A 25,767-nucleotide genomic window follows, 5' to 3' on the forward strand; every position below is an offset into this window, starting at 1 on the left:
GTTCGCAAGGAAATCCAATGGACTGCTCGAGGGTTCGATGCCGCCGGGCAGTTCCTCTGGATCCTCGCGGTCGAACGCAGTCTCACCGGTCTCGGCGATTGATTTGGCCTGCTCAGCGTTCGCGTTTGCAGTCTTCGCGATTTCCTTTGCTTGGTCAGCCGTCTCGTCGGTTTCGGCAACCGACTCGGTGATCTCGTGGAGTTGACTGGCGATCTCCTTTCGGTTGCGATCAGCGCGATTCTGTTCTTGCTGGAGTTCGTCGACACGCTCCTCGAGGCAGTCGATCGTCTGCACCAGTTCTTGGATGATGGCCCACATCTCTACGCGACTCGGGAGTTCATCATCACCGTCGTCGGCCGTTGGATCAGTGCTGGTGTGCGTATCGACGCTGTCGAAGCCAAGAGCGGCGGCAACGTCGTGATTAGTGGGCGTTTCTGCGTCAACTGCGTCCGGATCTTTTCCAATTGTCATGGAGGGTCGTTGTGGTCGTGGTCGTGTGCTGCTGGTTGTTGGTCGAGTCGCGATGCTACTGGGGAGAGAGACGACTCTCAAAGGAGACGAGACACCGTGCTGGACAGAGCCATGGCTCCTCGAGAGGCAAACTTTTATGTCGATCCGGGTCGCAGGATTGAGTAGCCAACTCTGGGGGCGAATTGACGCCCCCTTCTCCTGCGACCCACATCGATGAGCGGTGGGTATATTCTCCTATCTTCTTGCCTCACTGATAGTCATGGATGTCACTTAAAACTAGGAGTCCTCACTGGCGGCTTTTCCTCAGTATCGGACTGCAGTAATCGCAAGCAGGCCCACGTATCAACCGTGATGAAATCAGTTCTAGAGCGTCGTCAGCATGCATCGAGAGTCTATGACTGTCACTGAGAACGATGGACGAGTACCAGCTGGGACTGTCCGAGATGTCTGGGTCCGTATTCAGGACGATATTGCTATGTGGTCCGCGTAGTCAGTCTATTATATACAGAAAATGTCGACAGCTGAACAGGGAGTGGGCCGTGAGACAAGATATACGTTACTCACGGTGTTCCTCGTCGGACTCCGTCGTCGGGATCCAGGCGCGGTTGTCAATGCCGTCGTCGCAGCGCTCGGCACATACCTTCCCACGGTCGTCACGCGTGCGTATGGTGTTAAACTCCAGCCGTGGCAGCGAGCCTACGTGAACACCGCGATGGTTACTCATGCTGTCGGCATGCTCGGTCCCTATGACGACGTCTGGTGGTGGGATCACCTTACACACGCACATTCCTCGTCGATTCTGGCCGGAATCGTCTATGTGGTCAGTCGCAGGAAGGGGCGCGATCCTGGCCCACGAGTCGTTGCCGCCGTCATTAGTTTCGGGCTTGTCTGGGAAGCCATCGAGTATGCTATTCACGCAACGGCGAAACGCCTGGATCTCGAGCCGATACTCGTCACGTACGGCCGGAAAGACACGTTCTTGGACATTGTCTTCGATCTGGTCGGCGCATTACTCGTGCTTGCGTTCGGTGACCGTGTTCTCGGCGAGCTCGCGGCCAACGAGTAGCCGGTCTGGCAGGAGTCAGTCGTTTCGTAGCAGTGGTGTATTTCTTCCTTAGCCTCAGTGTCAGTTGAGACCCATCGCTTCGATCTGTTCTTGATACCGATTCCGAATGGTAACCTCAGTCACCTGCGCAACCTCAGCAACTTCCTTTTGGGTCTTTTTCTCGTTACAGAGGAGTGATGCCGCATAAATGGCTGCTGCCGCAAATCCCGTTGGCGACTTCCCTGAAAGCAAGCCCTGTTCAGCAGACTCATCGATAATTTCGATCGCCTTCATCTTCACTTCTTCACTCACCTCGAGGTCAGAACAAAACCGTGGGACGTACTCTTTGGGGTCGGCTGGTTTCATCTCGAGGGAGAGTTCCTTGGCGATATAGCGATATGTGCGCCCGATTTCTTTCTTCCCAACGCGAGAGACTTCAGTCACCTCTTCAAGACTCCGCGGAATCCCCTCTTGGCGACAGCCAGCGTAGAGACAGCTCGTGGCGACGCCCTCGATAGACCGTCCACGAATCAAGTCATTGCTGAGCGCTTGTCGATAGATCACGGAGGCGACCTCCCGGACAGAACGGGGGACACCGAGTGCCGACGCCATGCGATCGATTTCCGAAAGCGCAAACTGGAGGTTTCGTTCACCTGCATCCTTGGTTCGAATCCGTTCTTGCCACTTGCGCAGTCGATTCAACTGATTACGCTTCTTTGAAGAGATCGATCTTCCGTGTGCGTCCTTGTTTTTCCAGTCGATCTGGGTGGTCAACCCTTTGTCGTGCATCGTCTGGGTTGTGGGTGCACCAACCCGGCTTTTGTTCTGCCGTTCGGCATGATTGAACGCGCGCCATTCTGGACCGTGGTCGATATTTTGCTCTTCGATAACGAGGCCGCAATCCTCACAAATGATTTCGTTACTATCGTTGCTAGCAACGAGAGCGCCTGAATCGCATTCAGGACACGTCTGCTCTTCACTCTGATTTTCATTTTCATGTTCGTCGGCTTCCGTTACCGACATCTGGTCACGTTCGCGCTGCTGCGTTGGCCGCACCATGAATGAACATTCTGACTACCCGTATGGAACACCAATAATCGGTACTTCCCGACTGGTGTGAGAGCTGGAGCTAAAGCGTTGGTCTCATGAGGAAGATGTCTGGTTGAGTGAATGTGTTCAGTATTCCTCAGCCAGACGGTGTTCTTTCGGATTCGGACGTGAAAGATTTAGCGGAAGACGTCATCTGCCAGCTCCCCTTGCCAGGGATCGAGGGCTCGCCCCTCGATCCCGGCGATACCTGGGCTGTTGTCATTCTTGCAGCAGTCAATCAGACGTCCATCTGGGAGATGTGCAAGGACAACGACAACGCTGCCTGTGATGATACTGTCATGGACTGGCTCCATACGCTCAACCGAGAGTGGCTTGAGCGGGTTGCTAACCGCCTTCTCAGGGAGTTAGCGATGACGATCCTCGACCCTGATCGGTCGAGGATCGTCTCCATTGACTTCGTCGATAACCCCTACCACGGAACGTACGCCGATGAAGAAGGTGAACTCTGCCGCATGCACGCGAAAGACGGAACAACGACGTGCCACCGGTACTGCACGGCGTATCTCGTCTCGAACGGAAAGCCAGTGACGCTGGCGATGACGTACGTCCGTAGTGATGAGAAAGAGGCCGACGCGGTCGAGCGCGTCCTCGACCGCGTCGAAGACTATCCCTTCGAGATAGAGCTTCTGTTGGCTGATCGTGGCTTCTACAACGAACGTATTCTGCGCCGCTCACGGGAGATTGCTGCGACTGTCGTTCCCGTCCAAAAGAAGGGCAAGCGCATGAGGAAGAAGCTGGATACGCACTGCTCGTACATGACAACCTATCGGATGTACAAAGGCCGCGAGCGGGAACTGGAATTCCCGCTCGCGGTCGCTGTATCATATCACGCCGGAGATCGCGGGAAAAGCGGCGAAGTCGTTCGAGGCTATGTGGCGTGCGATCTGGCCGATCGCACGCCGAAACAAGTCGAACGCCTCTATCGGAAACGGTCAGCGATCGAAACGAGCTACCGTGTATTTCGCCAAGCACGAGTGGTAACGACGACACAAGACCCAATCATCCGCTTCGCGTTCGTCCTGGTTGGATTCCTGTTGGAGAACCTCTGGCTTGTGCTTCGATGGGCGGTCGTCGCCCGCCCCCAGCGGGGCGGGCGCGACCTGCCCGAGGAATTCACGTTCAAGACCTTCTCTGACTGGATCAGACATGCATTAGAGGAAGAGCTAGAGCGGAGTTGGGAGATCGAGATGAACGGAACAGGTGTGCCAGAAGCATACGCGCCGGCCGCGGGCTGACGCCAGCCCGCGGCCTTGGGCAAGCTCCTGGTGAGCAACAGCATTCGCCTAGAACAGCGTATCTCTGCCTTCTTACTTCACTTCTCCTCATCCGTGGATTCTATTTCCTGTTCACTCAGTTACCACACCGGCATTCGCTCTGTTCGTCCATGACTCAGCACAGTTCACGAAGCGACGTTCGGGAAGTACCGATAATGGTTTTGTCCCATGCTCAGACTCATTCAACTAACCATCCGTCTCAACGTCATCTGGAAATCGTCTCTGTAGCCATCAATCAACTCGCCCGAGGTCAAGAAGTGAATCCAAATGAGAACCCGTGAGATTTCGGTAGGCGACTCTGAAGCGACGCACTCCTGTCTTCGAATGAAGGACTCTTCATTAGTATCAGGACCTGTCTGTTGATAGGAGAGGAGAGGCGTAGACTGCTAAATCTCAGTGAGAGATTCAGCAAGAGTGGCAAGCGGTAGCGTTTTGTCTTGGTCAAGACTAACTGTGAGCTACGCGTCAATTGTGGCGTGCATGGGGTCATTTGGTGGTAGGTACCAGAGGTGACCCTGTTTCCCCAGAAGTCGGTTACTACTCTAGATGAGTTTGGGACGGGACCAAAATCTGTCTCATGAACAACCACATTCGCCAGCTTCGACTCCCTCGATTTACTGACCTACACCGATGTCGTCTAGTGATTCAACGCAGACGTCGAATCTGTATAACGGAATTCTCAACTGGAGTGGGCAAAGCCCGCGGTGACCTTTTTAGTATCGATTTGACAGTCCCAAAGAATAAGTTATTTAGATAAGGAAATGATTTTACTAAGTATGACTCACAATTTGAGCCGAAGAGAGGTACTCATTTCCACACCGGCTTTTTTAAGCGCCATAGCTGGATGTTCCTCGTTTCGGAATGAATCTCGAATTTTACAAACAATGGTTATAAACCACACTGATGAACCTATTGAAATACAGTTGTTGGTTATTCATAATGATAAGAAAATTATTGAGCAAGACTTTGGACTACCTTCACAAAGCCAGGTATCATCTGGTCCTTCCTCAAGATATCGGGTGAAAATGGACAATTTATCCGAAGGTTCAGAATTAAAAGCTACAATAATTGTTGATGACAATCGTAAAGAAACAATGGAAACATCAATAAATTGTGGGGACGGCGCGGTAGGTGATAATATTGGTTTTAGAGTGTATGACGAGTATATTGATCCTAGAGGTGGTTGTGCTGCTAACAGAAATATTACAAATATTGAATGACGATTCTATACCTTGTCTACTGAATCATACCAGGCTTCTGGTGCTTTGCTCCAGTCTGGTGTAACGGTCTTGTACATACCAACAGGAGTGGCAGAATAGCAACTAGTACAGGAAGTACTATCTGCATAGTAGAAAGTGTATTCTGGTTGGAATTCAATTGAACACAGCATATCATCGGCAGGCCATTCATTATTAACTCTCAATGAAAATTGAGTGGTTTGACATTCGTCGGATAATTCTCTTGGTAAGTCATCATATGACCCATCGAGATCAACATCAAAGTCATATATCGTTCCTGAATCGTAATAATTCACTGTGGTTGAACTTCCAGATCCACTCATAATATATTTAGCAATAGATGCTCCAACTCCAGCAAGATTCCCACTACCAATAAGATCTAAGGCTAGTCCAAGTTCCTCGTTCTCGGTTTGTCCATCCTCGTCATCTGGTTGAGGATGAGAGAAATGAATATAATCTTTTTGATCGTCATAGAACGGTTCAACATGTAAGGAGTAGTTGCTTGGCCGAATGTAATTTATAGAGTCACATTCAAATATGTCATTAGGTCTATTACCAAAGTATACGTAAAATCTCCATGTATTAGAGTCGCCTTCTTCAATCTCATCGTATTCATGATATTTTTTAATATCGGACTGAACACCAAAATTCACCTGATAATCTGTATCTACACAGTCTCCGTCAAGTGTACTCTGATGTGAAAATTCGGTAAGGACACCACTATCAGCAGAAGTAGATGTAGTACTAACATTACCCTCCATCTCATTCTTTCTTGCCTCAGATTTACGCTGACCTTTTTTGTATTTTAATAGACGACCTGGGGAAGAGTCCGTTGGAAGACCCTCACTTGGCACTTCAAAGTTTAGGGGATGGTCTTCCCATTCAGGGGCAGTATTTGGTCTGAATAAACCCTTTTTATCATTTAATTTGTCGGGAGATATGAGATAGAAGCCTAGCCTCCCAAATCCTCCCGACGGACGGCTTAGCATACCAGAGATGCAATCCTCATTTTGGTCTATATGAACTTTTAATGGGATGTTTTGATCTAAACGGTTATCCTTAGAAACAAATTCTTCATCATCTAGAACACCGACATAACGAGATGCTATTCTATCTGATTTTACGGAGTGCTTGTTTAATTTCCCAAATGGGATACTGAACCCAGCAACCTCAATCACTCCATTAGAGTAATCTTGAGAAGGAATCTGTCCGGTTGCTTCTGCACCAGTCCCATGAGTTAGGGTATCATAAGACAGCCCTACAAGATCTTGTTTTTTATCATTTCTGGCAGCCCCCGTCACTGGGATAGAAGACAGGGTGGCCGCTGATCCAATCCCGATATTCTGTAACACTCTTCTCCTTTTCTGGCCATCATTTCCAGCCATACATACACATTCATCACAGTGTATAATAAAGGCTTTCCTTAAAGAAATTCAACCAATTCTACTTTTAATTCGAGCGTGTCACGGCTTCGTCAATAGCCGCTGCAGCATTGACAAGACCAGCACCTTCTTCACAAGTACCGAGGACAGTCTCTGCACTAGTGAGGAGGATATCTTGAATTTCATCGTTTGGCTCTGCAGTGGTCGAATCACCGTCTTCATTAGTTAGCGACGCACCCATCGTCTCCCAAACGAGGCTAGCAACACCGGTCACATGTGGTGCAGCCATCGATGTTCCTGTCATCTGTCGATAGTCGTTTCCAAGGTAGGTTGAGAGAACGTTCGTTCCTGGGGCTAGAAGATCAACTGCAGTGCCAAGACTGCTATATTCCCCAAGGAACGTATCGGACTGATTGTCTTCGTCCATTCCCGCAACGGCAATCGTACTCGAGTGCGTCGCAGGGAATGTCATATTTTCTTCTTCGCAACTCCCATCTTCGTTGTTACCTCCGTTCCCCGCCGAACAAATAATGAGATGCCCAGCATCGTCTGCTTCAGAGATAGCAGTGGCCACTGAATCGTTGTATGACCCACCAATACTCATCGAGATGATTTCAATCCCGTTGGACATACACCAGTCAAGACCAGCGGCGATGTCACTCCAGCGACCGCTACCTGTCTGGTCAAGAACGCGGACAGACCACAGTGTCGAGTCTGGTGCAATGCCAACCGTTCCAAGCGTGTTGTTTGTGGCAGCAATGATTCCAGCAACGTGAGTCCCGTGCCCGTTATCATCAGAGTAATCGTTTGGACTACCTTTCATGAAATTTGTCCCGCCAGTAACGGTCAGGTCACAGTGATCCGACTGGATGCCCGTGTCGAGGATACCAACATTAACACCCGTACCCGTTGCTTCCGTGACGAGGTCGGCATCAATGCGGTCGTATCCCCACGGCATACGCTGATCAGGCTGAGACGAACATCCTCCACTTCCACCACCATTTCCGCTATTTCCTCTTCCATTGTTCTTCTTCACCTGCTCAATTTCAGTGGGTGTTGCGAGAGACACGACTGAATCCTGTTGAATATGGCTAACACGTTCATCAACACGGACATCTTCAATGGCTTTATTTGGAACTCGCGCAGCTACGAAGTCAAAGTTCTCGTAGTTGTAAACGACCGCTCCACCGTGATCGTGTGCAGCGGCTGCTGCATGAGACTGGGAATTATTAGCTCCGTGTATGAAAACAGGTTGCTTAGCTGCTCCAGAGACGGTTGTCGCTCCTACAAGACTAGCGAATAGTCCACTACCACTATACTTCAACACATTGCGGCGAGTAGTTCGAACCATTGGTAATAGCCGTATGAATCTAATAGAATCTATTCAATACACTGGTTAAAAATCTTCTCATATTATAGTAAATAAATACTATATGGGTAATTGGAAGACATCTCTATAAGATACTCGAAAAAGTCGGGCAGACAGCCAACGGTGTATTAGGCTGAGTTCTCCCCTATCGTGCGTGAGGCCCTCGAGCGATACACTGACCTCGAACTGTCGCGAAAGAACGACCGACAGGGCAACGCGTGGGAGGACGATGTGGCCGACCGCGTTGCCGGGGCGCTGCGAGAGGCCGGTGTCGACGACGATCTTGGGGACCTGGAAGCGTGGCTAACCGAGTTCAACGAGGCGTATGCGGAGGTCGGCGACGCGTTCACGCGCCTGCGCGAGATAATGGGTGACGACTCGGCGAGTGGAAATCGCTGGTTCAGCGACGTGCTCACGGCGACTGACCTGCCGGTCGCAACGGTGCCCGACAGTGAAGCCCCGCTGCCCGATGATCCAATCTACGACTTGAGTCGGTCCTATGCGGAGAGCAAAGCCCGAATCGATCGGTATCGGACTGCGGAGTGACCATGCTCAAGCGCGTGCAAGAGAAATAGCTACTCGTCGTTCTCAGCGACCCACTGTAATGCAGCAACGAGAACCTGATTCGCTGTCTCGACGCTGCCCCGTTTCGAGAGTGACTGCGAGCCGTTGATCGACCCTTCGAAGATAGTCCACCCGTCGCCGTCGCGGGCAGCCATGAGCCGCTGTTGACGGTCGTGGTCGTCGACAGCGATTAGATCGTCGTCGAAATCGAGTTGGAGGTCAGCCACGTAGTAGTATTCCGTTACGTGGGTGTTTAATCTATCGCGGACAGGCGGTTTTGAGTAGGATCGGGAGTAGACCGCCAGTGTGGACTACTGATATGTGAAGGGACACCCACTGATCCGCTAGCCTTTTTGAATATCCCATGCATGATCATGTTATGTTGACAACCACTCCGAGCCCCGCGCAAGCGTTCGACGAGACAGACGGCGAGATTTTCACGGCGCTGAAAAACGCCCGCCGCCGGTACGTCCTCGATGTGCTCGCCGATCACGGTCAGATTGACAAAGGCGAGTTGGTGACTCGAGTAACGGAATTAGAACACGGGGCACTGATCGACGGCTTAGACCGCTCGACGGACCGGCACAATGTCTATGTCGCGCTCCAGCAGACCCACCTCGACGTGCTCGAGGACACCAACGTGATTCGACGTGAGGGCAACACGATCATGAAAGGCGAGCGCTTCGAGAGAGCCTACCGACACTACCAGACGGCGTTGAAAGTGCGTCAGAACGATGGGAAAGAGTCACTTCTGACCCGTCTCAAGCGAGTGGTTCAAATCCTGCGAGAATAGCTACTCGGTTTCCTCGAGTCAGGATGCAACAGCGTCTTCGACCCACTCATTGATCGTCTTGTCGTCGTCAAGCGAGGCTTCGATTTCAGCAATCAGTTCTGACGAGAGTGTATCATCGATCGGAACGCGACTCATACTCGAGATCGTGTTCTCCTGATTGGTGAATCCTTTCGGCGCTAGCCACGCACGTCGTCGATCGTATCGGACACGTCTTTCATACTGATATCGCTGTACGCTTCGTGCGTGGTTTCGATCGAATTGTGACGTAACGCCTCTTGGGCCTTTTCGGAGAGTCCTTCGGCGTACAGGTCGCGGCCTAACGCCCGTCGTGCGCCGTGGAGTGTGAGATAGTCATAGTCGCCGTCGGGGTCGATATTCGCCTCGTCTGTGAGCCGTTTCAACAGGCGGCGGACGCCCTCTTTCGAGATCGACGGCGGCGGGACCTCATGCTCACGGTGTAGCCGGTCGAGAACCGCGGTCTTTCCCGCATCACCCCTGCTCTCGAGTGCTGCGTTCACTCGTTTTGCGCCGAGTGCATCGGTCAACACGTCTTCTTTCGACCCGTAGTGGCCAGTCGGGAAGACAGGCCACTCGTCGGTCGGTGGCTCGAGATAGTCGTACCACCGCTCGAGAACGCTGTGGACACTCGCGGGGAACGGCGCTTCCTCGTACTCGCGGGACTTGCCGTACACTTCGATCATCCGCTCCTCGAAATCGATGTCCGACCAGCGGAGGCCGTTACGTTTCTCGTCTTTCGGATCAGCGAACAGTTCGGCCCCACGAGCGCCGGTGCCGTCGAGCATGACCACGATCGCCCGGTCGCGCAGCGCCGCCTTCGGATCGGTGCGGATCGTTCCCTCGAGGGCCATGTCGGCGCGCTTGGTGGCGTAGTTGACGAGCTGCGTTCGGTCCTCGTCGGACCAGTACTGTGTTTTCCGTTTGCCGTCGTCTTCGGGGAGTGGGTCCATCGCCGTGTTCGTATTCGCCGGGTTCTGCTCGAGGTGTTGTTCACGAACGCACCACGAGAGAAACGCGCGCACGTAGGCGAAGTAGCTGCCCGCCGTCGACGCCGCGAGGTCCTCGTCGATCTTGACGCGGTCGTAGAGGTGTTCGCTGTAGGCGCGGATATCCTGGTCGGTCAACTCACCGACGCACTCGACGCCGCGGTCGTCCTTACAGTGGTCGGCGAACGACTCGAGTGGCGAGCGCATAGTCGTGACCGAGCCGTCAGCGTTGATCTTGTAGCGCAGGTAGTCGTCGATCGCGTCGTGGACGGTCGTGTCCCCGGAGGAACCCCGTCTGTCCATTGATCCAGACATTCGTATGTGTGGTACAGTGTCGACCCTCGTAAAGTCCCTTGGTTAAACTGGGATTTAACCAAGTAAATTAGATACGCCCTGATACTGGCGTTCGCGGGACTCTCAGGTACTCGAGATGGTCAAACCCACTTCTATAAATCACATAGCGCTATAGCTTCTTCGAGCGATGTGAGTCACAACTTCGGGATCTCAAATTCTACAAACCACCATACAGCTGACACCCGTTACGATCGTCCTCAGAGAAGCTGTTTGAAAAAGAAACTATTCTTCGTCTTCCGAGGCAACAGCGCTCATAGCGTCCATTCCTTGCTGAATCGGATGCTCTTCGTAGAGTTCTTCGCTTCGCAGAAACCCATCTGAGAGGATGTTATCTTCCATACCGCTCTCGTAGATAATCCTCCAGCCGTGACCTGCTTCGTAGGTCACGGCTGTCACCCAGTCGTAGCCAATGAACATCGCGGTGTCCATAACCATCCCGTGTTCCGGATCAAATTTCGTCGTCTGAGGCATTATTGACTGGATGCTCTCGTGTCGTTCGAGTGAGTCACGCTCAGTATCCTTGAGTGGGCGGTCTGGAAGCGATTCAACAAGGGATCCATCTTGAGCCATACTCCAAGTAGCTCTTGGCGCGTAAATAACCGTTCGGCGTAGGTCCAAATGAGGTGCCCTAATGGGGAGTCTCTCCTTCGGTTTCAGTATCTGGACTGACTGTTAATGGCATCTAACATCACTCCTGCAGTTGATGACGATGCCCCCGCTTTGGCGGGGGCGATCGTCATCCACGCCAAGAAAGTCTGTGAAACAGCTGATCATCTTTGGCGTGTACTTGGAGACGTCTCGATTCCCGTGGATGGACTAACAGACACTCGACAACAGCACAAAGTCTCGTTCGGAACCGAGTCAATGGCACGAGTCTACATCTACCAGACGATCTACGACCTCGCCCAAAGCGAGGTCGCAGATCGGCTTGAGAACCGTCCAGCACTGCTGAAACAGCTAGGTTTGAACAGGGTGCCGACTCAGCAGAATCTCTCATACGCTTGGAACCAATTCAGCGAGCAGACAAAGACCACGCTTGAGGCCGCTGCGAAGGGAATAGCTCGTGAAGCCCGTGATCACGACGTTATTTCGGAGGCACTCATTCCAATTAACCTGGATGAAAAGGAAGCGAACGACGATAAATCCGATTCGACAGTGTCTCGCGCACACGTGCGCGAGCACGGGAGTAAGGTCGTCGAACTCGCTCGCCGACACGGCTTCGCCGAGTTCGACTCCGATAGAGCCGACAACAGGGTCTATGAGGACGAACAGATCCTTGATCTGTTCTCCAACGCGTGCCTCACGCAGGGGAGCGCTCATTCAGAGGGAGAAGCTGGGTGGTTCCTTGAAGAGAACGAGATCTGTGACGACTCGACGTTTCTCCGAGTAATCAAGCAGTTTGCGACGCCATCCGACGAGGAAGTAACGCGCTCCGTTCAGGAGTTGCAGATTGAGGATATCGTCGCGTTCACTGAGCTGTATCGAGAGGCTGTGATGGCCTCGTTCAACGCGGCGACCGAAAATATCCTCAAGACGATTCGTCACGAGGATCCCTTCGACGACCGCCACGTCGTGGCGGCCGTCGACTTCACACACGTTCCCTACCACGTCTGGCCGTGGATCGACAAGGACGAGAAAATCCCGAAAGCAGAGTATCCGCCGATGGTCAGCGGGTACAAAGAAGACGGTGAAATCAAGCACGGGTATACGTTCGCGACGATCACGATCGTCGGGAACGATGTCCCAATCATCCTGGGTATCGAGCCAGTCAAGGAACGCTCTGCGTGGGAACCAGAAGATGCGCCAGCCGATTCGAAGGCGGATGTGGTTGACGTACTGCTGGACACAGCCCAGCAGTACGTCGATCTCGACGAAGTGCTCCTAGACCGGGGATTCTACAGTAACGAGGTGTACGCAACGATTCACGACCGCGGGCTTGTGTACCTGACGCCAGTGCCGAAGTATGAAGACGATTATGAGGCAATCGGGAAAATCAAGAGCAAAGAAGGAGTTGACGCCGCTGTCAAGAACGATGTTCCGTTCGCCATTAATGGCGAACTCCACCACACCGCAGAGTTCCTGTACGTACCAGCGACTGATGAGGAAGCTGACGGAAGCTATGCCGTGTTCGTGACCAACCGTGATCACGTTGCTCCCAAGGAGATCATGCACGTCACCAACAGCTACAGCCGACGCTGGGATATCGAAAATCAGTACAAGTCGGTGAAAGCGTTTCTTCCCAGGACGTCCTCGAAGGACTACCGTGTTCGGTTGTTCAGCTTCACGTTCGCAGCATTGTTGTACAATCTCTGGAGGCTTACCGATTACTTGGTGAAGCTCGGAACAGACCGCGAGATCAGGTCGCCGCCGGTCGTGACCGCCAGGACATTCGTCCGGGCGGTCAGTCAATCTCTCCGACAAGGTGGCTAAGCGGAAAGCACTCGGTGTCGCTCGCCTGCGGCAAGCCGCAGGACTCGCGTTCTATCTCCTAAATCGTGTGTTGAACGCTGCTCAGCACATCTTGCTTAGCGAACCAAGGATTGCGACATAGGATTCGAGAGATATCTACTCGGATTTTATTTGGTTCCTCCGAAGCTCGTTTGTAGACGCTCTACATCCCAGAAACGTGGTGAGTTGCGAATGCCGGTGAAAGCGTTCACAGGAACGCCAGTTCTGACCACTTTACAAACGGTTCACCGCAGGTTCTACTCTAAGGATCCTCTCAGAAAACGGAAACACTGTCGGGCGACTGGAGAAACTCCGCGAAACAACGGTCGCTACCTACTGTTAGGACTCAAGAGATGCGAACCCGGAACGGATTTCACAGGAGTTCGCCCAACTCCTTCTCTACCCAGTTGGTAAACCGGGAGAGCTTAATCCGCGGCTTCTCCCGTGTCTCAATCACCTTGATTCGCTCCTGCGTCAGGAAATCGACGAGCAGCCACATGTTGTAGACGACACAGCCGAACGCGAAGTGGAACCATCGCACCTCGAACTCTTTCGATGTCGTCCACGAAGCTGCCTCCTTGATCGACGAGTACGAGTTTTCAATTGCTGCACGATCCTGATACTTCTCCATCTGTTCAGTCGCCCACCGACGGTCCAACGCGATTTCATCGCTCACATCGAGATTCGTCAGGAACGGTTGCGGACTGCCCTCCTCATGCACCTCATCGTCTTCATCTGGGGGCAACACCACCAAGTTGTACTCAACCGCCGTGTTCGACACATCGTGTTTCACCGGGCCATACATTGAGAGTCCGCAATCTACGTACAGCGGCGTATCATGGGGCTCGTTGTATCCTCGTTTGAGTTGGTCGAAACGGTCACAAATCCGCCTGATGCGGTCGTTTTTCACTGCCGGTATAACGTAGTTCAGACCCCTCTCTTCGAGCGTATGGATGACGTCTGTACTGTGGAACTCACGGTCAGCGTACACCATCCGAACGTTCACGTACTCATCAGCAATTGAGAGAAGCCGCCGGGCAACATCACCCACGTAATAGGACTGCTCTTCGCCAGGGTACGCATCGGTGTTGGCGTATTCAGTACTACCAAGCGGGCAGACACCGACCACGTAGTGGGTATTCTGCCCTACGATCACAGCCGTGGCGAACTTATGACACCACCTGTACTCTTTGTCATCTGGTGCGCCCTGCAACCACACCATCTCCTCACGCTCACCGTAGTAAGCGACGTACGTAATGTCCAACGCGATCTTCGCTCGCGTCCCGAACCGAGACCCATTGTCGTTCTCCAGGTCTCTGAGACGGGGCTTCGCACGGGTGTACGTCTTTCGCAATGCGAAGTTCAGTTGGGTCGCAATCTCCTCCACGGACATCTCCTTCACCGATTCCAAAAGCGTTTCACCGGTCGGTCCATCCGCGTAGAACGGATCTCCATCTTCAGGGCCTTCGTGGGAGAACGGCTCCTTGATATCTGGGTCGGGGTTCTTTTTGTCGCCTAACGATTCTCCGGCCTGGTTCGCTGCTTCGTGGTTAATCGCACCAATCGCTTCTTGGACCAACAACTCATCATCATCATAAATGGTGTTCTCAGGGCGAGGAAGTTGAATAGAGGGAATAACAACTGAATCGATTTCCTTCAGGACTTTACGCCCTGTCTTCCGGAGCAACCTGTCTGTCGTTCGTTTCGACGGGCTTGGATTCTGCTCAGTGTGTGAAACTGCTCCTCTGATGCGATGACCGATCGGGGAGCCGCGCTTAGCAGCGACTTTTCGGATGTGTTTCTCCGTGTTCTTGACCGTCCTCTGTAAATCGTCAAACCGATCGTCTAACCGGCACGGCTTACAGGTACTTTCTGAGGGGAGATTGTCAGGATCGAATCCAAACGCCTCGGCCAGCTCCGGCTGCTCCTCAAGTCGTTCTGGGATGCCTGATAGGGATTCATCCTCGACTTTCGCCCACAGGTAGGCGAGAAACATCGGGCGGAAGGGAGAGGAAGGGTGCCACTCTGGATATCCATCAAGGTGTTTGAGCCGCGTGACATCGAGTTGATTTCCGAGTGTGACCCAGTCAGTGCCCTCATTGAGGATCTCGGAGGCTTGCTTGCCGAGATGGGTTGAGGGTTCAGAGGGGCTCATGCCTAGTTCAGGTGCGGGAAAGCGAGGGAGTTCGTCGAGAGTTCCGTCATATCAACAAGGTTAGTTCAGAGTAGACTAACTTTTGAGCGTGTGATTTCCGAAACCGCTGAGAGGCGATTATGGCCGAATGGGGGTAACTGTAATTCGTGAGGTGACATGTCTACTAATCCTAAGCAAGAATGAGTCTACTGTAGATTTACTTCCAGAGTAGATTGAAATACAGCCTCTGAGCTACGGGTTTACGCGAGGGACAACCTGGAACTCTTGATTTAGATCTAAAGTAGACTCAATCCAGTGTAGATTTAAACCCAGAGTATACGGACTCTGTTTCCATTGAATGACTTGTTGCATGAGTGATGACGTTGCCAAATTTCTTTCCAAAAAGGGAGCGATCCCGTTGCTGTGGGCACTGGCACGTGAAGACGGGCGAATCGTTAACGAAATCAACGAGGAACTCGACATCTCGGGGCAAACGCTTTCCGATCGAATCGAAGACGCTCGGTCCCTAGAAATCATCGAAGAGGACTTTCACCCAGCAGATCACGGGAATGCAAACCGATACGTCCTCAGCGCTCGTGGGTTACGGATCTACGTGAAATGTAAAGATCTCGGCATCTTTGATGCATACGAAGAATTCAAAGAAGCACGGCGGACATACAATGACCGTCGATCAAAGGTGATTGACTGGGCTAATCAACCAATAGTTGAATTCCGGGGACCAGATTCAGTCGAACGACCGCACCCGTCAAAAATCGAGTGGCGTGATGACCCACCTTCTAGTACTGATGGTGAAACAAGCGACACTGTAGAGGATGAAGGTGATTATGGAAAGACCGAGACATGGGGTGTGGATACCGAGGAGAAAAAGTAGTATTCTGCTCCGTAGGATCGCTAGACGGGGCTCAATTTCGGCGTTTTCACTAACTCCACCGCCGGTCGAAAACCGACACACTGCGGTTGATCCTACAGATATCTAACTGTTCGACGAAGATTGTAGACGGCGCACTTGAGTACCATCTCTCGGAACTCAAGGTGCCAACTTCGCGCACGCACGGCGGAGCCGAGCGTGCGCTTGATCGACGAGAAGACGGTTTCTACCATCCATCGGCGATTGTACCAGAGTCTGCTCATCCGAGCGTTGTGAGCGAGGTCGAGAGATGAGTAGATCCGGTGTTTGATCAGTGGACGCACACCGTCTTCGTGGAGTTGATCACGGAACGGTTTCCCGTCATATGCGCGGTCAGCAGCCAGTGACCGCAGGTCCTCGGCGTTGCGCCGAGCGACCTGCGGGCCGATCTTCGCATCGTGTTTCTTCGTGGTCGTACAGTGGACGTCGAAGACGTACAGCGTTTTCACGTCCACGAGAGCAGTGACCTTGAGCGAGCGAACACGGTAGTGTGCACGATTCGCGTAGTACCGCGAGGGCTGGTCACGGTCAAAGCCAGTGGAATCGATCGCAGCGTGGCCAGTGCGTTTCTCGGCTGATTCGCCGAGAAACGCACGATAGGTCTCCATCGGGATCGCCTCGAACCAGTCACGAAGCACGGTGTAGTGAGGAAGCCGCGTAAGGCCGATTTCCTCACGGATACCGGGCATTTCGCTCAAGAGATCAATCGTCTGGCGGTAGGACTTCCCGAGCTCGATACGGATTGCTTGGAGAGCAAGCATTGCCCATTCGGCGAACCCGCCACCCCCTTCGGGGTCGGCGGGTTCGTCCGGGTTCTCGACAACTTGTTTAGCTTTGGCGACCGAATTACGAGCGAAGAGGCGGAATTCCGATATCACAACACTCCGTCTCTTCGCTTTCTACGGAGATAACGAGATTGTAGCTGTGCCGTCTAGCGATCCTACAGAGCAAAATCTGGTCAACTAGCGTCCGGACACTATCGGCCTCGGCAGTATCTGTTGTCTCACTGGCTGATGTGACGGTGTCCTCCCTCTGGCTTGAGTTGTCTTCAGTCACGTACAAATCATCAGCCCCACGCTAAATAGAGAGCCGCGTGTAGCTTCCGAAACCGGATAGTTCGTACTGGTCATCAATAGGCATTGTAGAGGGTCAATCGACCGAACGGTAGATTCGAGCCTTTGTGTTACCTTTCCCCTCGACGAGGTTGTAGTGTTCTAACTTCGCTAAGTAGTTCCGCGTCATTCGACGTGTCTTTGGCTCACTCACTTGATCACAATACTCCTCGTAGAGATCACTTGGCGCGATCTCTCCGTACTCAGCAATGATCTCATAGAGAATTTGCTGGTGGGTTGTGAGGCGATCGACTGTTTTCTGCTTGATTTCCGATTTCGCTTCCGGAGTGACCTTCCGAATCACGCGGTCGGGGATACTGTCCAATTGTTTTTCTTGAGCGGCGCGAGCCGCCATTCGGAGAATGCCGATTGCAACACGAGCATCGCCAGCTGCGTTGTTCGCAATCACGTTAAGTTCCTGCTGGTCGATCATCTCACCTTCGAGTCCCCATTGGACGCGATCGTGCAGGATTGCGACCAACTCGTCGTGAGTGTACGGTCGGAAGTGGATGCGGGTACAGGCAGTAAGACGACTGTTCAAGCGGTCGTCCACGTCGGCAAAGAACCCTTTTTCGTTGTTAGCAATGAGGATCATCGTGATGCGAGGGATGCGGTATAATTCGTACAGGAGGCTCTTGTCCTCTAACTGGTCCACCTCATCAAGGATGACAACGTATGGTGGGCCGTCGTAGTCGCGGAGACGGTCGAGTAGTAGATCTTTCGGGGTAGATTGACGATGGATGTCGATGGTTTGGTTGATGCCGTCGAGAAGGCTGTACAGCGTTTTGAATCGGTTGTGATTCTCCCAGCAGTTCACGTACTGGTGGTTGATATCGACGACGTTCTCTCGGAGTCGTTCAACTGTGAATTGCGCAATGCAGGTTTTCCCGACTCCGGAAGGACCATGGAGGAAGACTGGATCAGCTGATTGCCCGTCTAGGATCGGTCGCAGGACGCTTGAGAGGTGGTTGACCTCTGCGTCCCGGTGTTTCACCTCTTGCGGGATGAACTCCGGTTGAAGCACCCGAGCGTCTGTAATCATACCGCGTCGACACAGGTCTATGGTAATAAATCGAAGTGGGTGGTTTCCGAATCTTCCGAAATAGGAACTAGGGTCAGGGGGGCTACGACATAGATGCTGAAACCAGGCCAGTTTGTAGTTGGCAATACGATTTCTTTATCCAGAGAAGGTCGTGGAACTCGCGGTAAGTAAAGGTGAAGCAATCAATGTAACAACAATTTATACCTCCGTCAATTATCATTTCTGATTCTGGTCGTGTCGTGGTTGAGCCTTCCTAAATAGAGGTCACGCAACTACCGACAACCCGATAAGCAAGATGAGAAATGCGGCTCCAAGCCATGAAACTGGTAGTCCGAAGAGAGATAATCCAAAGGTTCCGATAAGTGCCAGCACGATAACTGCTATAAGGTGAGGGTGTCATAGAAGTATTCTCACGGAGAGATTGTTGGATTCGCTGAGACAAAGCATTCCAAGGGTCAAGATCCAAGTCGCCAAATTAACGAGATGAACCGGAATTTAAAGAACTATTGTGTCGTGTTCAAAGTCATCGATGAACGCGAGAGCGTCCGTCGAGACGGCGGGCGCTCGAAGCCACACTGTCGCCAGACATCTTCGTTACGAAGCTCTCGTGCCATGGGACGAAGTCCGTAAATCTCGTGGTAGAAACAGTGAAGGACCCCTTTCAGAAGTTCAGGTAGCTCATGAACCCGTGTTCGACCCCTCGAATCGAGGTCAAACACGGGATAGTCCATCAGAAACGAAGATTCAAGCTGATCGAAAAGTGCTGTTGTCTTGTTGTCTCAGTCTCTAGAGCTTTGAAAACCTGTGCGACCGTATCATATCCGGTAGGACGGCTTTGCTGCTGGACACATCAAATTCGTCCTGCCACTTCCTTGGAAGACTTCTGCACCACCGTCATGGTCTCGTTTTATTTCACAATACGAACCGTCGGGTTGTCTACACCGTAGTTGACGTATGCGATAAAGTCATCGACGACAATGGGGGTATTGTATCCTCTACTTCCGAGTGTCCAGCGCTTGGTTCCGGGGCTGCCGCTTGCACCATCCGAGTTCGCGTTGACGCTTACCAATCCGAGCGACGACGAGCTAGCAAGGATTGTGTCACCAACGACACTTAGTCCCGATTGCACGCTACCGTGTAAACCGCTTTTTTGCGTCCGCCATCCAAGCTCACCAGTCGCTTGGTCGAGAGCAACGATGTCATTCACTTCTGTCGTGAATACATTACCGTTCGATACTATCGGCGGCGACCAACATCCTGTTCCTGCCCACTTCCATTTTCGGTCGCCAGTTTCGATGTCGAATGCGTAGATACCCGATTTGACATCAGCCACATAAACGGTTTTGCCAGCAATCACCGGACACGCTCGTACCTTTTGGAGTTGGTGTTGCCAACGAATGGTCCCGTTCGTAGGGTCCATTGCAGTAATTCCGTCTTTGTCTGGGAAGATAACCACGTCATCCCCGACTGCCGGTCCAAAGTTCTCGAACTCCAGGGAAGAAACCCCTGATAGTTGCCTTGCATTCGAATTCTGCCAACGCGTCTTCCCTGAATCTATATCAAGTGCAATATATTTATCACTCGATCTCACGAAGACTGCCCCGTCTTGGACAGTCGGCGATGTCACAATGTTGGCCGAGAGATTTGTTTGCCATGTGACCTCTTTGTCTATTGTTATCGCAGACACGCGGGCGGTATCTACCTTCCCACGTCTACCATCACTAGTTACAATGACAGTTTGTCCATCTAGACACGGCGTTCCGGCAACGGTCCCCGGTGGTTCAATCCTCCTAGGCAGTTCTCGGCTATCAAACGGAACAACGAGGATATCTTGTTCATCGCCGACGGCGAGATAATTTTCTGAGGCTACGGGGGAAGTTGCCACTGAGCCGGATAGACTGAATGATTGGTCAGTGGAAGGTGCCTCAAATGGGATGGTGCCGTCTTCGTAGCTCGCTTGGTGTGTCGGTCCGCGCCCGTACATCACCCAGCTGGTCGGCCCCTGAATAGGCCTATTTCTTCCCGTTTGGCGGAGTGTAGTACAGCCACAGAGCGTTACAATCCCAGAAGAGAGCATTTCACGTCGTCGGAGGACCATAGGATTATATTATCTGAAGCACCTAAAAATATTTTGGATGCGACCACATTTTATCCCATTTCATATTACTTTATACAGAAAATTAAAGAATTTACTATTTGGCTTTCCAGTATACTTAACTACAATCATTTGGGTGGCCGAGTTTGTATCTCAGTCGTAGACCGCCATTCCTGTCGGAATCCTCTTTTATATTTCACGATTGACTTCTGGTGACATACAGTTCTAATCTGGAGTTCCCTTCAGTTTCTGATAAACCATATCCGCGTCAGGTGGGGAGCCGGTTCAGAACGCGGTCTACCAATACCACAGGAAACGAAGTTTTGGAAATCAAGTGGTGTTACAGGTTTCCGAATGCAGTTACACCGATCGTTCAAGATCAGAAGTTCGGGTCAACTCTACTGGAATCAATCACAGGAAATCATGCGTTTGGAGATAACCCCAATACATCGACCCCTTCGATGTGAATCGCCTGAAGGAGGGCCTCATCATCAAACGCCATACGGTCTAAATTGAGAGTTTCAAGGAAGTCTGAGGGACAATGGGCATTGTACAGGCGGCAAACAACGTCTCCGAAGGTAGTTGTGGATGGTTCCTCCAGTACGTTCCTACACTGGAGATGGGCTGATCGACATGGGTGGAAGTGCGTTGTTTGTGCGGTGGATCGTTGAGCAAGGTGAGGTCACAGTTAGTTCTAGCTTTGGTAGAGAGGACACTCAACAGGTCGTTATCAGTGAATTCGCTGACGTCGATCGTGATCGGCTTGCTGAAACAGCAGACAGAATTTCGAAGTGCACAGGCCATTTCTATGAACGCCAGCTCTGACCGGGATTTCCAATACGCACCCACTGCTGAAAGGACTGAGTTGATTCGATCTACATCAGTAGCTCGTCGAGAGGGGATGTATTCTGTCGGACTCATGGGCGAGTGTTGAGAAAAGACGAGTATGAATAGTTGGATTCCTGTTCTCTAACATCAGACAGTTCTTGCGGATCTTATTCCACACCTGCCTCACTTGGAGAGAGGCCGTGAACGTTTCGTGTCATTCGCAACTCGACCGAGCGAAATCTGAATGTTCGGCTTGAGTCACGAATCCGTCGAAAACAGCCGTCTCGAGAACGAACGGGACAATGTACGCGCGAGTAGTGTCGGTTTCGCCCGGTGCATGACCATTTATTCACGCCCCGTCCTTCAGGAACGGTGTAATGTCAGGAATTGAAATGGCACTCGCTACCGCGGCTGTGAATGTTGCCTCAAAAGAGTTCGCCCAATGGATCAAAGATCGCGGCCCCGATCTCTCGGAATCTGATTGGAAACAGGCAGGCCAACCGGTTGTGCGACAGATTCAGGCAGCGTATGAGCAACACCAAGCTGGGAATCGCCCGACAGGCGAACGGGTCCAGCAACAACTCCAACAGGGCGGACTTGTCTTTCGGGAGTTGGCGATCATCGGCGAGAACCGCGACCTCGACGAATCGATCACGAGCCTGTACGAGGAATTTGCGGATGCGTGTGCTGAATGGGAACGGTCGCCTGAATTGGACCTCGGGACAGAACCAGCCGGCGAAGCAGAACGATTCTACGATCTCTGCGAGGAATACCAGCGCGTTGTGTAGGGCCTACGCCGTCTCGCCGAACGCCCCGAGTCCGGTCTGATACTCGAGTTCGTCAGCTCGTATGCGGCCTTCGCGTCGGCTTCCACGTCGATCGCCAGGACATCGACATCCGATCCGTACTCGCGTTCGGCAGCGACCGCCACGGACGGTCCGGGTTACAGTGTTCTCAGTGGGGAATTTCCCGGTATCGTTATGACGCTCCAACCAACTGAAAGGATCACATGGTGTTAAGTCAGATTCAAGAACTGATCCCGGTGATTGCAGGGAATCTACTGATTATCCTGGCATCTTCGTTCTTTGGATCGCTCTTCATCTTACTTGGCCGGTCCATTCGGCAGAAAAGAGCACTCATAAGTGCGTTACACGCGGAATTGGTCGACAATTATACAGAGGCTATGGCTACAAATTCCGAGCTTGAGGCTCGAGATGGCGATCTCTTTGGTGCATTTACTAATCTCCAAGTTCGAAGTTCAGCCATTGAGAGCTTACAGACGAATGACCCATCACTCTATGCATCGATCGATGCGTACTCAGACAACTTGTATAAGCCATATGCAGCACACGCTCAGTTTGAGGAATATGAGAAAATTGGCTTTTGGAAAACGATGCTGGAGACGGTATCTATAACAAAAGAAACAATCCCTGATGGTGGTGAACCAATAGATCCCGACCCATTGAAGGAAATAGTCAAAAACTACGAGGAATGGACCCAAGATGCTATTGATGAAGTAGAATCATACACAGAAGAGAGCCTACTCCGAAAAATAATCTACTATAATTGTCATCCTCAGTGGTCAGTTGGCGAAGTTGAAAAGATTTAGCTATGTCGTCTCGCTGCCGGAAAACGCCTCAAGCGGCGCTTGCTCTGGCTCACACCCACCCGACTCGTCGCCGTCGGCAGCCGCTTTTCGGTCAGCGTGAGAGCTCCGAACGCGATGCCCGGACGGCCGCTGGCACTTCGAGTCGGCGCTGGCCCCACAGTCGGGCAGGGAACCTCGCGAGCCTGGACGTCTGTCTCGTCGTACTCGCCGTCGATCGGGCCGGTGGTCATGCGGAGCCTCCGTAGGAGCCGATCGTTGCCTGCAGACTCCCCGATTCACCGGGCCTCAGATCGGGGCTGCCGGTTTCTTCGGTCGCAGCTTCCAGCTTCTCGAGATAGTGACAGTAGCCGTTCTGAAAGATCGAGGTCGTATCGCAACTGTCGAACCCAGTTTTGTAGGCCCACACGAGGCCGTCAGAGCCGCCGGGATTCCCGAGTGGGTCCGCAGGCCGTTCGTCAGCGTTGGGTCGTCGTGGTTCGCTGCGAACTCAACGATTCGATCGCCGTAGGTGCGCTTCCATCGCTTCGGGCCGCCGACGAACACACCTTGACAGCCCCGAATCGCATCGAACTGCTCCCAAGGGGAAGGTCGGGTTGCACCACCCAGTAGCACATCACTTCTCCGCTGCCGATCGGCAGTTTTCGATCTGTGAGCCACTCGCGGTGGGCGTCGATCGTAGCCTCGGCGTCGCCATAGACATCTGGCAACACGAAGAAATCCGGTGAGGTCGGCATTTCAGTGAGCGCCCGGTCGAGCGTTTCGTAGTAGGCGTCCGGATCGAACGAATCCGTATACACGCTATTATCGATGAAATACGGGCCGTCGTGGGGCGTCATCTTTGCACCACGCCATGCCACACCCGACGCCAGTGACATAGTCGGACGTCTGCCACGGCGTGAGCACGGCCGCCGGGAGCGTCTCGAAGTGTCCCTCGAGCGCCCCGACGTAGGTCTCGCTGCCGATGAACACGACGACGTCGTAGTCGCCGGCCGTGAGCACGTCCGCAAGGTCTCGAGCGACCGCCCGCCCCCACGCCCGAACCTGGATGTCGGTCATAGTGTCGAGCGTGCGGTCGTAGTGAGCGAGTTCGGTCTAGTTGTGGACCAACCTGTACTCGGCAGACATGATGTAATAGCCATGCGAGTGTCGCCCGTAGCGGTCTTTGCAGGTGTTGACGCTCGAGTCGTTTTGACCGTCCGTCTATAGCGAAATTCTCGTTCAAGACTGTATAGGCGTACCCAGAGCGTACGCATCGGCCATGGGCTGAGCCAACCTGCGGCCTCGAGACAGTTATCAGGTGGTCCTCATTAGTGATGGTATGGTTCTGTCCATTCGCCTGCCGCTCGCTTCAGCTCCGCGTTCTTTGATCGGTCTGGTTAGGTGTAGCAGCAACATCCGATCTCATCACCGTGCATTAGCACAACTCACGAAGCTTCATCTGAGAAGTCGATTTTTATGATTCGTCAGTGAGGAGTGGTCCAGATTCTCGGTCTTCTCGAGTCGCAACAAAGACCTCAGCAATGTCCTCGGGAGTCAACTGTTGTGCTGCAGATTTGAGCAGTGCATTGTGAAGTTCACGTTTCTGCACAGCTTCATAGCCATCGCGACGGAGCATAATCTCGGCTTCGAAGAGAAGGCCAGATGCACCATCAATCGTGTCCCACGTTTCAGGAAGGCAGTAGATCGAATGCTGTGTCTGTGTCTTCGCAGTTGGGAATGCTGGCTCTGTCTGAGGATTATATGCTGAGACGGTATCACGATCCTCAGACGTAGTGTCATTTCCTGACGGTTCTTCCCCTGCTGTGGAGTCATCTGCAAGGGTACCAGCAAGTTCATCCAGCGCCTCGTCACCAGGATCAGATTCCTCCGACTCGTCAGCAAGGTCGTCGAAGGGCATTACCGCATCACCCCGCCGTTTTCGACGATCTGGGCAAGTTCCTCATAACACTTGAGTTGGTCACACTCTGGATCATAATCGCGTAGCGGTTTGCGAGCACGATGTGCTTTATCGATACTAGCACGGTGACGGATACCTGGGAGATCACCATTGTAGTTGCCAGCGTCGATTGCTTCCCAATCAGCCGCAGAGAGATGTGCGAAGTTTGGGACGCACGATGCAAGCTCATCACGGCTGTTAATCGCGTACAGCAGGTTTCGGTCTCGAGTGTCCTGATCGAGGCGTTCGCTAAGATCAGTTGGAACAAGTGCAAGCAATTGGAGGTCGAAGTACTGGCGCGCTTCTTGGATCAGGCGTTTGTTCGTCTGCGTGATTCCAGATTCCCATCCACTCTCCGGACGGAGTGGGACAATGAGATTCTTTGTTGCAAACAAGGCATTGTCGTTGAGCTTTCCTCGATTGGCCGGCGTATCGACAACGATGTAGGAGTATGTATCCCCAAGTAGAGGATCAACGACGTTACGGTTAAGTCGTTGACTCGAGGCCATTGCCGATTTCAGATTCGTCTCCACCTCCTCGAGAGCTTCATGGGACGGCAGAAGATCAAGGTCATCGGTAACTGGAACGACATGATCTAACGGATCAGCGCCGTCAAGTAGGACTTCTTGAACGTGGTTGTTGGACTCGTACTGGTCACGGTAGCCAAGATTGAATGTGGTGTGGCCGTTATCGTCGAGATCAACAAGGAGAACACGGCCGTTTCGCTCTGCAAGTTCTCGTGCAAGGTTGATCGCGGTAGTTGATTTTCCAAAACCACCTTTGAGGACGTTAACTGCAACAGCTCGAGGGTTTTTCGTGAGCTCGGGATCGCTAGCCATAGAGGATAGTTCACGTAGCCACAGTATAAAGTGTGATGGAAAGAGATCATGTAGAGACATGAGTGTACCTCACCACGTTATCAAAATTCAGACCCGTGAGTGAATTCTGTACAATATAGAAATGACCTACAAGATAAAGTGTGGCCCATGTAGCTACATTCTTGAATGTAGAGATAGAAGGACTAGCATAGG

General features: G+C 52.4%; 23 protein-coding genes and 1 pseudogene. 9 read left to right on the top strand and 15 right to left on the bottom strand.

Features of this window, described 5'->3' with window-relative positions; all coding sequences use genetic code 11:
- Window positions 1-471: pseudogene (locus BDK88_RS19985) on the bottom strand (methyl-accepting chemotaxis protein); the annotation flags it as partial.
- Between the two features lie 511 nt (window positions 472-982).
- On the opposite strand from BDK88_RS19985, the gene BDK88_RS19990 reads away from it, so the two are divergent.
- The gene (locus BDK88_RS19990) at window positions 983-1,537 is read left to right on the top strand and encodes a hypothetical protein (protein ID WP_130501896.1); all 555 of its coding nucleotides are present in this window, start codon (window positions 983-985) and stop codon (window positions 1,535-1,537) included.
- Window positions 1,538-1,597: 60 nt separating this feature from the next.
- Here BDK88_RS19990 and BDK88_RS19995 read toward each other — a convergent pair whose 3' ends face one another.
- Entirely contained in the window at window positions 1,598-2,575 is a 978-nt protein-coding gene (locus BDK88_RS19995; protein ID WP_130501897.1) for a transcription initiation factor IIB, read from the bottom strand.
- Window positions 2,576-2,688: 113 nt separating this feature from the next.
- On the opposite strand from BDK88_RS19995, the gene BDK88_RS20000 reads away from it, so the two are divergent.
- Both BDK88_RS20000 and BDK88_RS20005 read left to right on the top strand, forming a co-directional pair.
- Window positions 2,689-3,861, top strand: coding sequence for an ISH3 family transposase (locus tag BDK88_RS20000; protein WP_130501898.1), 1,173 nt, complete (start codon window positions 2,689-2,691; stop codon window positions 3,859-3,861).
- An 815-nt stretch (window positions 3,862-4,676) separates the two neighbouring features.
- The gene (locus BDK88_RS20005) at window positions 4,677-5,120 is read left to right on the top strand and encodes a hypothetical protein (protein ID WP_130501899.1); all 444 of its coding nucleotides are present in this window, start codon (window positions 4,677-4,679) and stop codon (window positions 5,118-5,120) included.
- A gap of 5 nt (window positions 5,121-5,125) precedes the next feature.
- Here the strand turns inward: BDK88_RS20005 and BDK88_RS20010 are convergent, their stop codons facing one another.
- Together BDK88_RS20010 and BDK88_RS20015 are read right to left on the bottom strand one after the other, a co-directional pair.
- Window positions 5,126-6,523, bottom strand: a complete 1,398-nt coding sequence (locus tag BDK88_RS20010; RefSeq protein WP_223174814.1) for a hypothetical protein — start codon at window positions 6,521-6,523, stop codon at window positions 5,126-5,128.
- A 64-nt stretch (window positions 6,524-6,587) separates the two neighbouring features.
- The gene (locus BDK88_RS20015) at window positions 6,588-7,871 is read right to left on the bottom strand and encodes a S8 family peptidase (protein WP_092935424.1); all 1,284 of its coding nucleotides are present in this window, start codon (window positions 7,869-7,871) and stop codon (window positions 6,588-6,590) included.
- Window positions 7,872-8,039: 168 nt separating this feature from the next.
- Here BDK88_RS20015 and BDK88_RS20020 point away from each other — a divergent pair, with 168 nt between their 5' ends.
- A complete protein-coding gene (locus BDK88_RS20020) occupies window positions 8,040-8,435 on the top strand; it encodes a hypothetical protein (RefSeq protein ID WP_130501900.1) in 396 nt (131 codons plus the stop codon).
- A gap of 29 nt (window positions 8,436-8,464) precedes the next feature.
- Here BDK88_RS20020 and BDK88_RS20025 read toward each other — a convergent pair whose 3' ends face one another.
- The gene (locus tag BDK88_RS20025) at window positions 8,465-8,680 is read right to left on the bottom strand and encodes a hypothetical protein (RefSeq protein ID WP_092935420.1); all 216 of its coding nucleotides are present in this window, start codon (window positions 8,678-8,680) and stop codon (window positions 8,465-8,467) included.
- 152 nt (window positions 8,681-8,832) lie between these two features.
- Here BDK88_RS20025 and BDK88_RS20030 point away from each other — a divergent pair, with 152 nt between their 5' ends.
- Complete coding sequence (locus BDK88_RS20030; RefSeq protein WP_130501901.1) at window positions 8,833-9,246, top strand: DUF7344 domain-containing protein; 414 nt, start codon at window positions 8,833-8,835, stop codon at window positions 9,244-9,246.
- A 176-nt stretch (window positions 9,247-9,422) separates the two neighbouring features.
- Here the strand turns inward: BDK88_RS20030 and BDK88_RS20035 are convergent, their stop codons facing one another.
- Window positions 9,423-10,565 carry a tyrosine-type recombinase/integrase gene (locus BDK88_RS20035; protein WP_130501902.1) on the bottom strand — a complete coding sequence of 381 codons (1,143 nt, stop codon included), beginning with the start codon at window positions 10,563-10,565 and terminating at the stop codon, window positions 9,423-9,425.
- Window positions 10,566-10,826: 261 nt separating this feature from the next.
- The gene (locus BDK88_RS20040) at window positions 10,827-11,174 is read right to left on the bottom strand and encodes a hypothetical protein (protein WP_015298774.1); all 348 of its coding nucleotides are present in this window, start codon (window positions 11,172-11,174) and stop codon (window positions 10,827-10,829) included.
- Window positions 11,175-11,279: 105 nt separating this feature from the next.
- Between BDK88_RS20040 and BDK88_RS20045 the strand changes: the two genes are divergently transcribed.
- Window positions 11,280-13,034, top strand: coding sequence for a transposase (locus tag BDK88_RS20045; protein WP_130501217.1), 1,755 nt, complete (start codon window positions 11,280-11,282; stop codon window positions 13,032-13,034).
- A gap of 391 nt (window positions 13,035-13,425) precedes the next feature.
- Here BDK88_RS20045 and BDK88_RS20050 read toward each other — a convergent pair whose 3' ends face one another.
- A complete protein-coding gene (locus tag BDK88_RS20050; protein WP_130501903.1) occupies window positions 13,426-15,207 on the bottom strand; it encodes a transposase in 1,782 nt (593 codons plus the stop codon).
- A gap of 349 nt (window positions 15,208-15,556) precedes the next feature.
- Between BDK88_RS20050 and BDK88_RS20055 the strand changes: the two genes are divergently transcribed.
- Window positions 15,557-16,078 (top strand): helix-turn-helix domain-containing protein, encoded by a 522-nt coding sequence (locus BDK88_RS20055; RefSeq protein WP_130501904.1) that lies wholly within the window; start codon window positions 15,557-15,559, stop codon window positions 16,076-16,078.
- 92 nt (window positions 16,079-16,170) lie between these two features.
- Here the strand turns inward: BDK88_RS20055 and BDK88_RS20060 are convergent, their stop codons facing one another.
- From BDK88_RS20060 to BDK88_RS20070, 3 genes are all read right to left on the bottom strand, one after another.
- Window positions 16,171-16,992, bottom strand: a complete 822-nt coding sequence (locus BDK88_RS20060; protein ID WP_130501905.1) for an IS5 family transposase — start codon at window positions 16,990-16,992, stop codon at window positions 16,171-16,173.
- Window positions 16,993-17,263: 271 nt separating this feature from the next.
- Window positions 17,264-18,268, bottom strand: a complete 1,005-nt coding sequence (locus tag BDK88_RS20065; RefSeq protein ID WP_130501906.1) for a Cdc6/Cdc18 family protein — start codon at window positions 18,266-18,268, stop codon at window positions 17,264-17,266.
- A 907-nt stretch (window positions 18,269-19,175) separates the two neighbouring features.
- Window positions 19,176-20,366 (bottom strand): PQQ-binding-like beta-propeller repeat protein, encoded by a 1,191-nt coding sequence (locus tag BDK88_RS20070; protein WP_130501907.1) that lies wholly within the window; start codon window positions 20,364-20,366, stop codon window positions 19,176-19,178.
- A gap of 1,202 nt (window positions 20,367-21,568) precedes the next feature.
- On the opposite strand from BDK88_RS20070, the gene BDK88_RS20075 reads away from it, so the two are divergent.
- On the top strand, window positions 21,569-21,979 hold the full coding sequence (locus BDK88_RS20075) for a hypothetical protein (protein WP_130501908.1): 411 nt from the start codon (window positions 21,569-21,571) through the stop codon (window positions 21,977-21,979).
- Window positions 21,980-22,200: 221 nt separating this feature from the next.
- Complete coding sequence (locus tag BDK88_RS20080) at window positions 22,201-22,800, top strand: hypothetical protein (protein WP_130501909.1); 600 nt, start codon at window positions 22,201-22,203, stop codon at window positions 22,798-22,800.
- 455 nt (window positions 22,801-23,255) lie between these two features.
- On the opposite strand, the gene BDK88_RS21995 is transcribed toward BDK88_RS20080, so the two are convergent.
- The 4 genes from BDK88_RS21995 to BDK88_RS20100 all read right to left on the bottom strand — a co-directional run bounded on the left by BDK88_RS21995 (window position 23,256) and on the right by BDK88_RS20100 (window position 25,575).
- Window positions 23,256-23,636: a hypothetical protein gene (locus BDK88_RS21995; RefSeq protein ID WP_242611749.1), complete on the bottom strand. Its 381-nt coding sequence runs from the start codon at window positions 23,634-23,636 to the stop codon at window positions 23,256-23,258.
- Window positions 23,602-23,856 carry a hypothetical protein gene (locus BDK88_RS20090; protein ID WP_242611750.1) on the bottom strand — a complete coding sequence of 85 codons (255 nt, stop codon included), beginning with the start codon at window positions 23,854-23,856 and terminating at the stop codon, window positions 23,602-23,604. Before BDK88_RS20090 ends, BDK88_RS21995 begins: the two co-directional genes overlap by 35 nt.
- Window positions 23,857-24,253: 397 nt before the next feature.
- The gene (locus BDK88_RS20095; protein ID WP_130501910.1) at window positions 24,254-24,697 is read right to left on the bottom strand and encodes a hypothetical protein; all 444 of its coding nucleotides are present in this window, start codon (window positions 24,695-24,697) and stop codon (window positions 24,254-24,256) included.
- Window positions 24,697-25,575 carry a ParA family protein gene (locus BDK88_RS20100; RefSeq protein WP_130501911.1) on the bottom strand — a complete coding sequence of 293 codons (879 nt, stop codon included), beginning with the start codon at window positions 25,573-25,575 and terminating at the stop codon, window positions 24,697-24,699. The genes BDK88_RS20095 and BDK88_RS20100 overlap by 1 nt, the downstream gene beginning before the upstream one ends.
- Window positions 25,576-25,767: the final 192 nt, after the last annotated feature.

Origin of the sequence: Natrinema hispanicum, from assembly GCF_004217335.1 — an archaeon.
Taxonomy (GTDB): domain Archaea; phylum Halobacteriota; class Halobacteria; order Halobacteriales; family Natrialbaceae; genus Natrinema; species Natrinema hispanicum.

Coding starts and splice junctions, on each gene's coding strand:
- BDK88_RS19990 (WP_130501896.1), top strand. CDS start 983: ATGTCGACAGCTGAACAGGGAGTGGGCCGTGAGACAAGATATACGTTA.
- BDK88_RS19995 (WP_130501897.1), bottom strand. CDS start 2,575: ATGGTGCGGCCAACGCAGCAGCGCGAACGTGACCAGATGTCGGTAACG.
- BDK88_RS20005 (WP_130501899.1), top strand. CDS start 4,677: ATGACTCACAATTTGAGCCGAAGAGAGGTACTCATTTCCACACCGGCT.
- BDK88_RS20010 (WP_223174814.1), bottom strand. CDS start 6,523: ATGGCTGGAAATGATGGCCAGAAAAGGAGAAGAGTGTTACAGAATATC.
- BDK88_RS20015 (WP_092935424.1), bottom strand. CDS start 7,871: ATGGTTCGAACTACTCGCCGCAATGTGTTGAAGTATAGTGGTAGTGGA.
- BDK88_RS20030 (WP_130501901.1), top strand. CDS start 8,833: ATGTTGACAACCACTCCGAGCCCCGCGCAAGCGTTCGACGAGACAGAC.
- BDK88_RS20035 (WP_130501902.1), bottom strand. CDS start 10,565: ATGTCTGGATCAATGGACAGACGGGGTTCCTCCGGGGACACGACCGTC.
- BDK88_RS20040 (WP_015298774.1), bottom strand. CDS start 11,174: ATGGCTCAAGATGGATCCCTTGTTGAATCGCTTCCAGACCGCCCACTC.
- BDK88_RS20045 (WP_130501217.1), top strand. CDS start 11,280: ATGGCATCTAACATCACTCCTGCAGTTGATGACGATGCCCCCGCTTTG.
- BDK88_RS20050 (WP_130501903.1), bottom strand. CDS start 15,207: ATGAGCCCCTCTGAACCCTCAACCCATCTCGGCAAGCAAGCCTCCGAG.
- BDK88_RS20055 (WP_130501904.1), top strand. CDS start 15,557: ATGAGTGATGACGTTGCCAAATTTCTTTCCAAAAAGGGAGCGATCCCG.
- BDK88_RS20065 (WP_130501906.1), bottom strand. CDS start 18,268: ATGATTACAGACGCTCGGGTGCTTCAACCGGAGTTCATCCCGCAAGAG.
- BDK88_RS20070 (WP_130501907.1), bottom strand. CDS start 20,366: ATGGTCCTCCGACGACGTGAAATGCTCTCTTCTGGGATTGTAACGCTC.
- BDK88_RS20075 (WP_130501908.1), top strand. CDS start 21,569: ATGTCAGGAATTGAAATGGCACTCGCTACCGCGGCTGTGAATGTTGCC.
- BDK88_RS20080 (WP_130501909.1), top strand. CDS start 22,201: ATGGTGTTAAGTCAGATTCAAGAACTGATCCCGGTGATTGCAGGGAAT.
- BDK88_RS21995 (WP_242611749.1), bottom strand. CDS start 23,636: ATGACGCCCCACGACGGCCCGTATTTCATCGATAATAGCGTGTATACG.
- BDK88_RS20090 (WP_242611750.1), bottom strand. CDS start 23,856: ATGACCGACATCCAGGTTCGGGCGTGGGGGCGGGCGGTCGCTCGAGAC.
- BDK88_RS20095 (WP_130501910.1), bottom strand. CDS start 24,697: ATGCCCTTCGACGACCTTGCTGACGAGTCGGAGGAATCTGATCCTGGT.
- BDK88_RS20100 (WP_130501911.1), bottom strand. CDS start 25,575: ATGGCTAGCGATCCCGAGCTCACGAAAAACCCTCGAGCTGTTGCAGTT.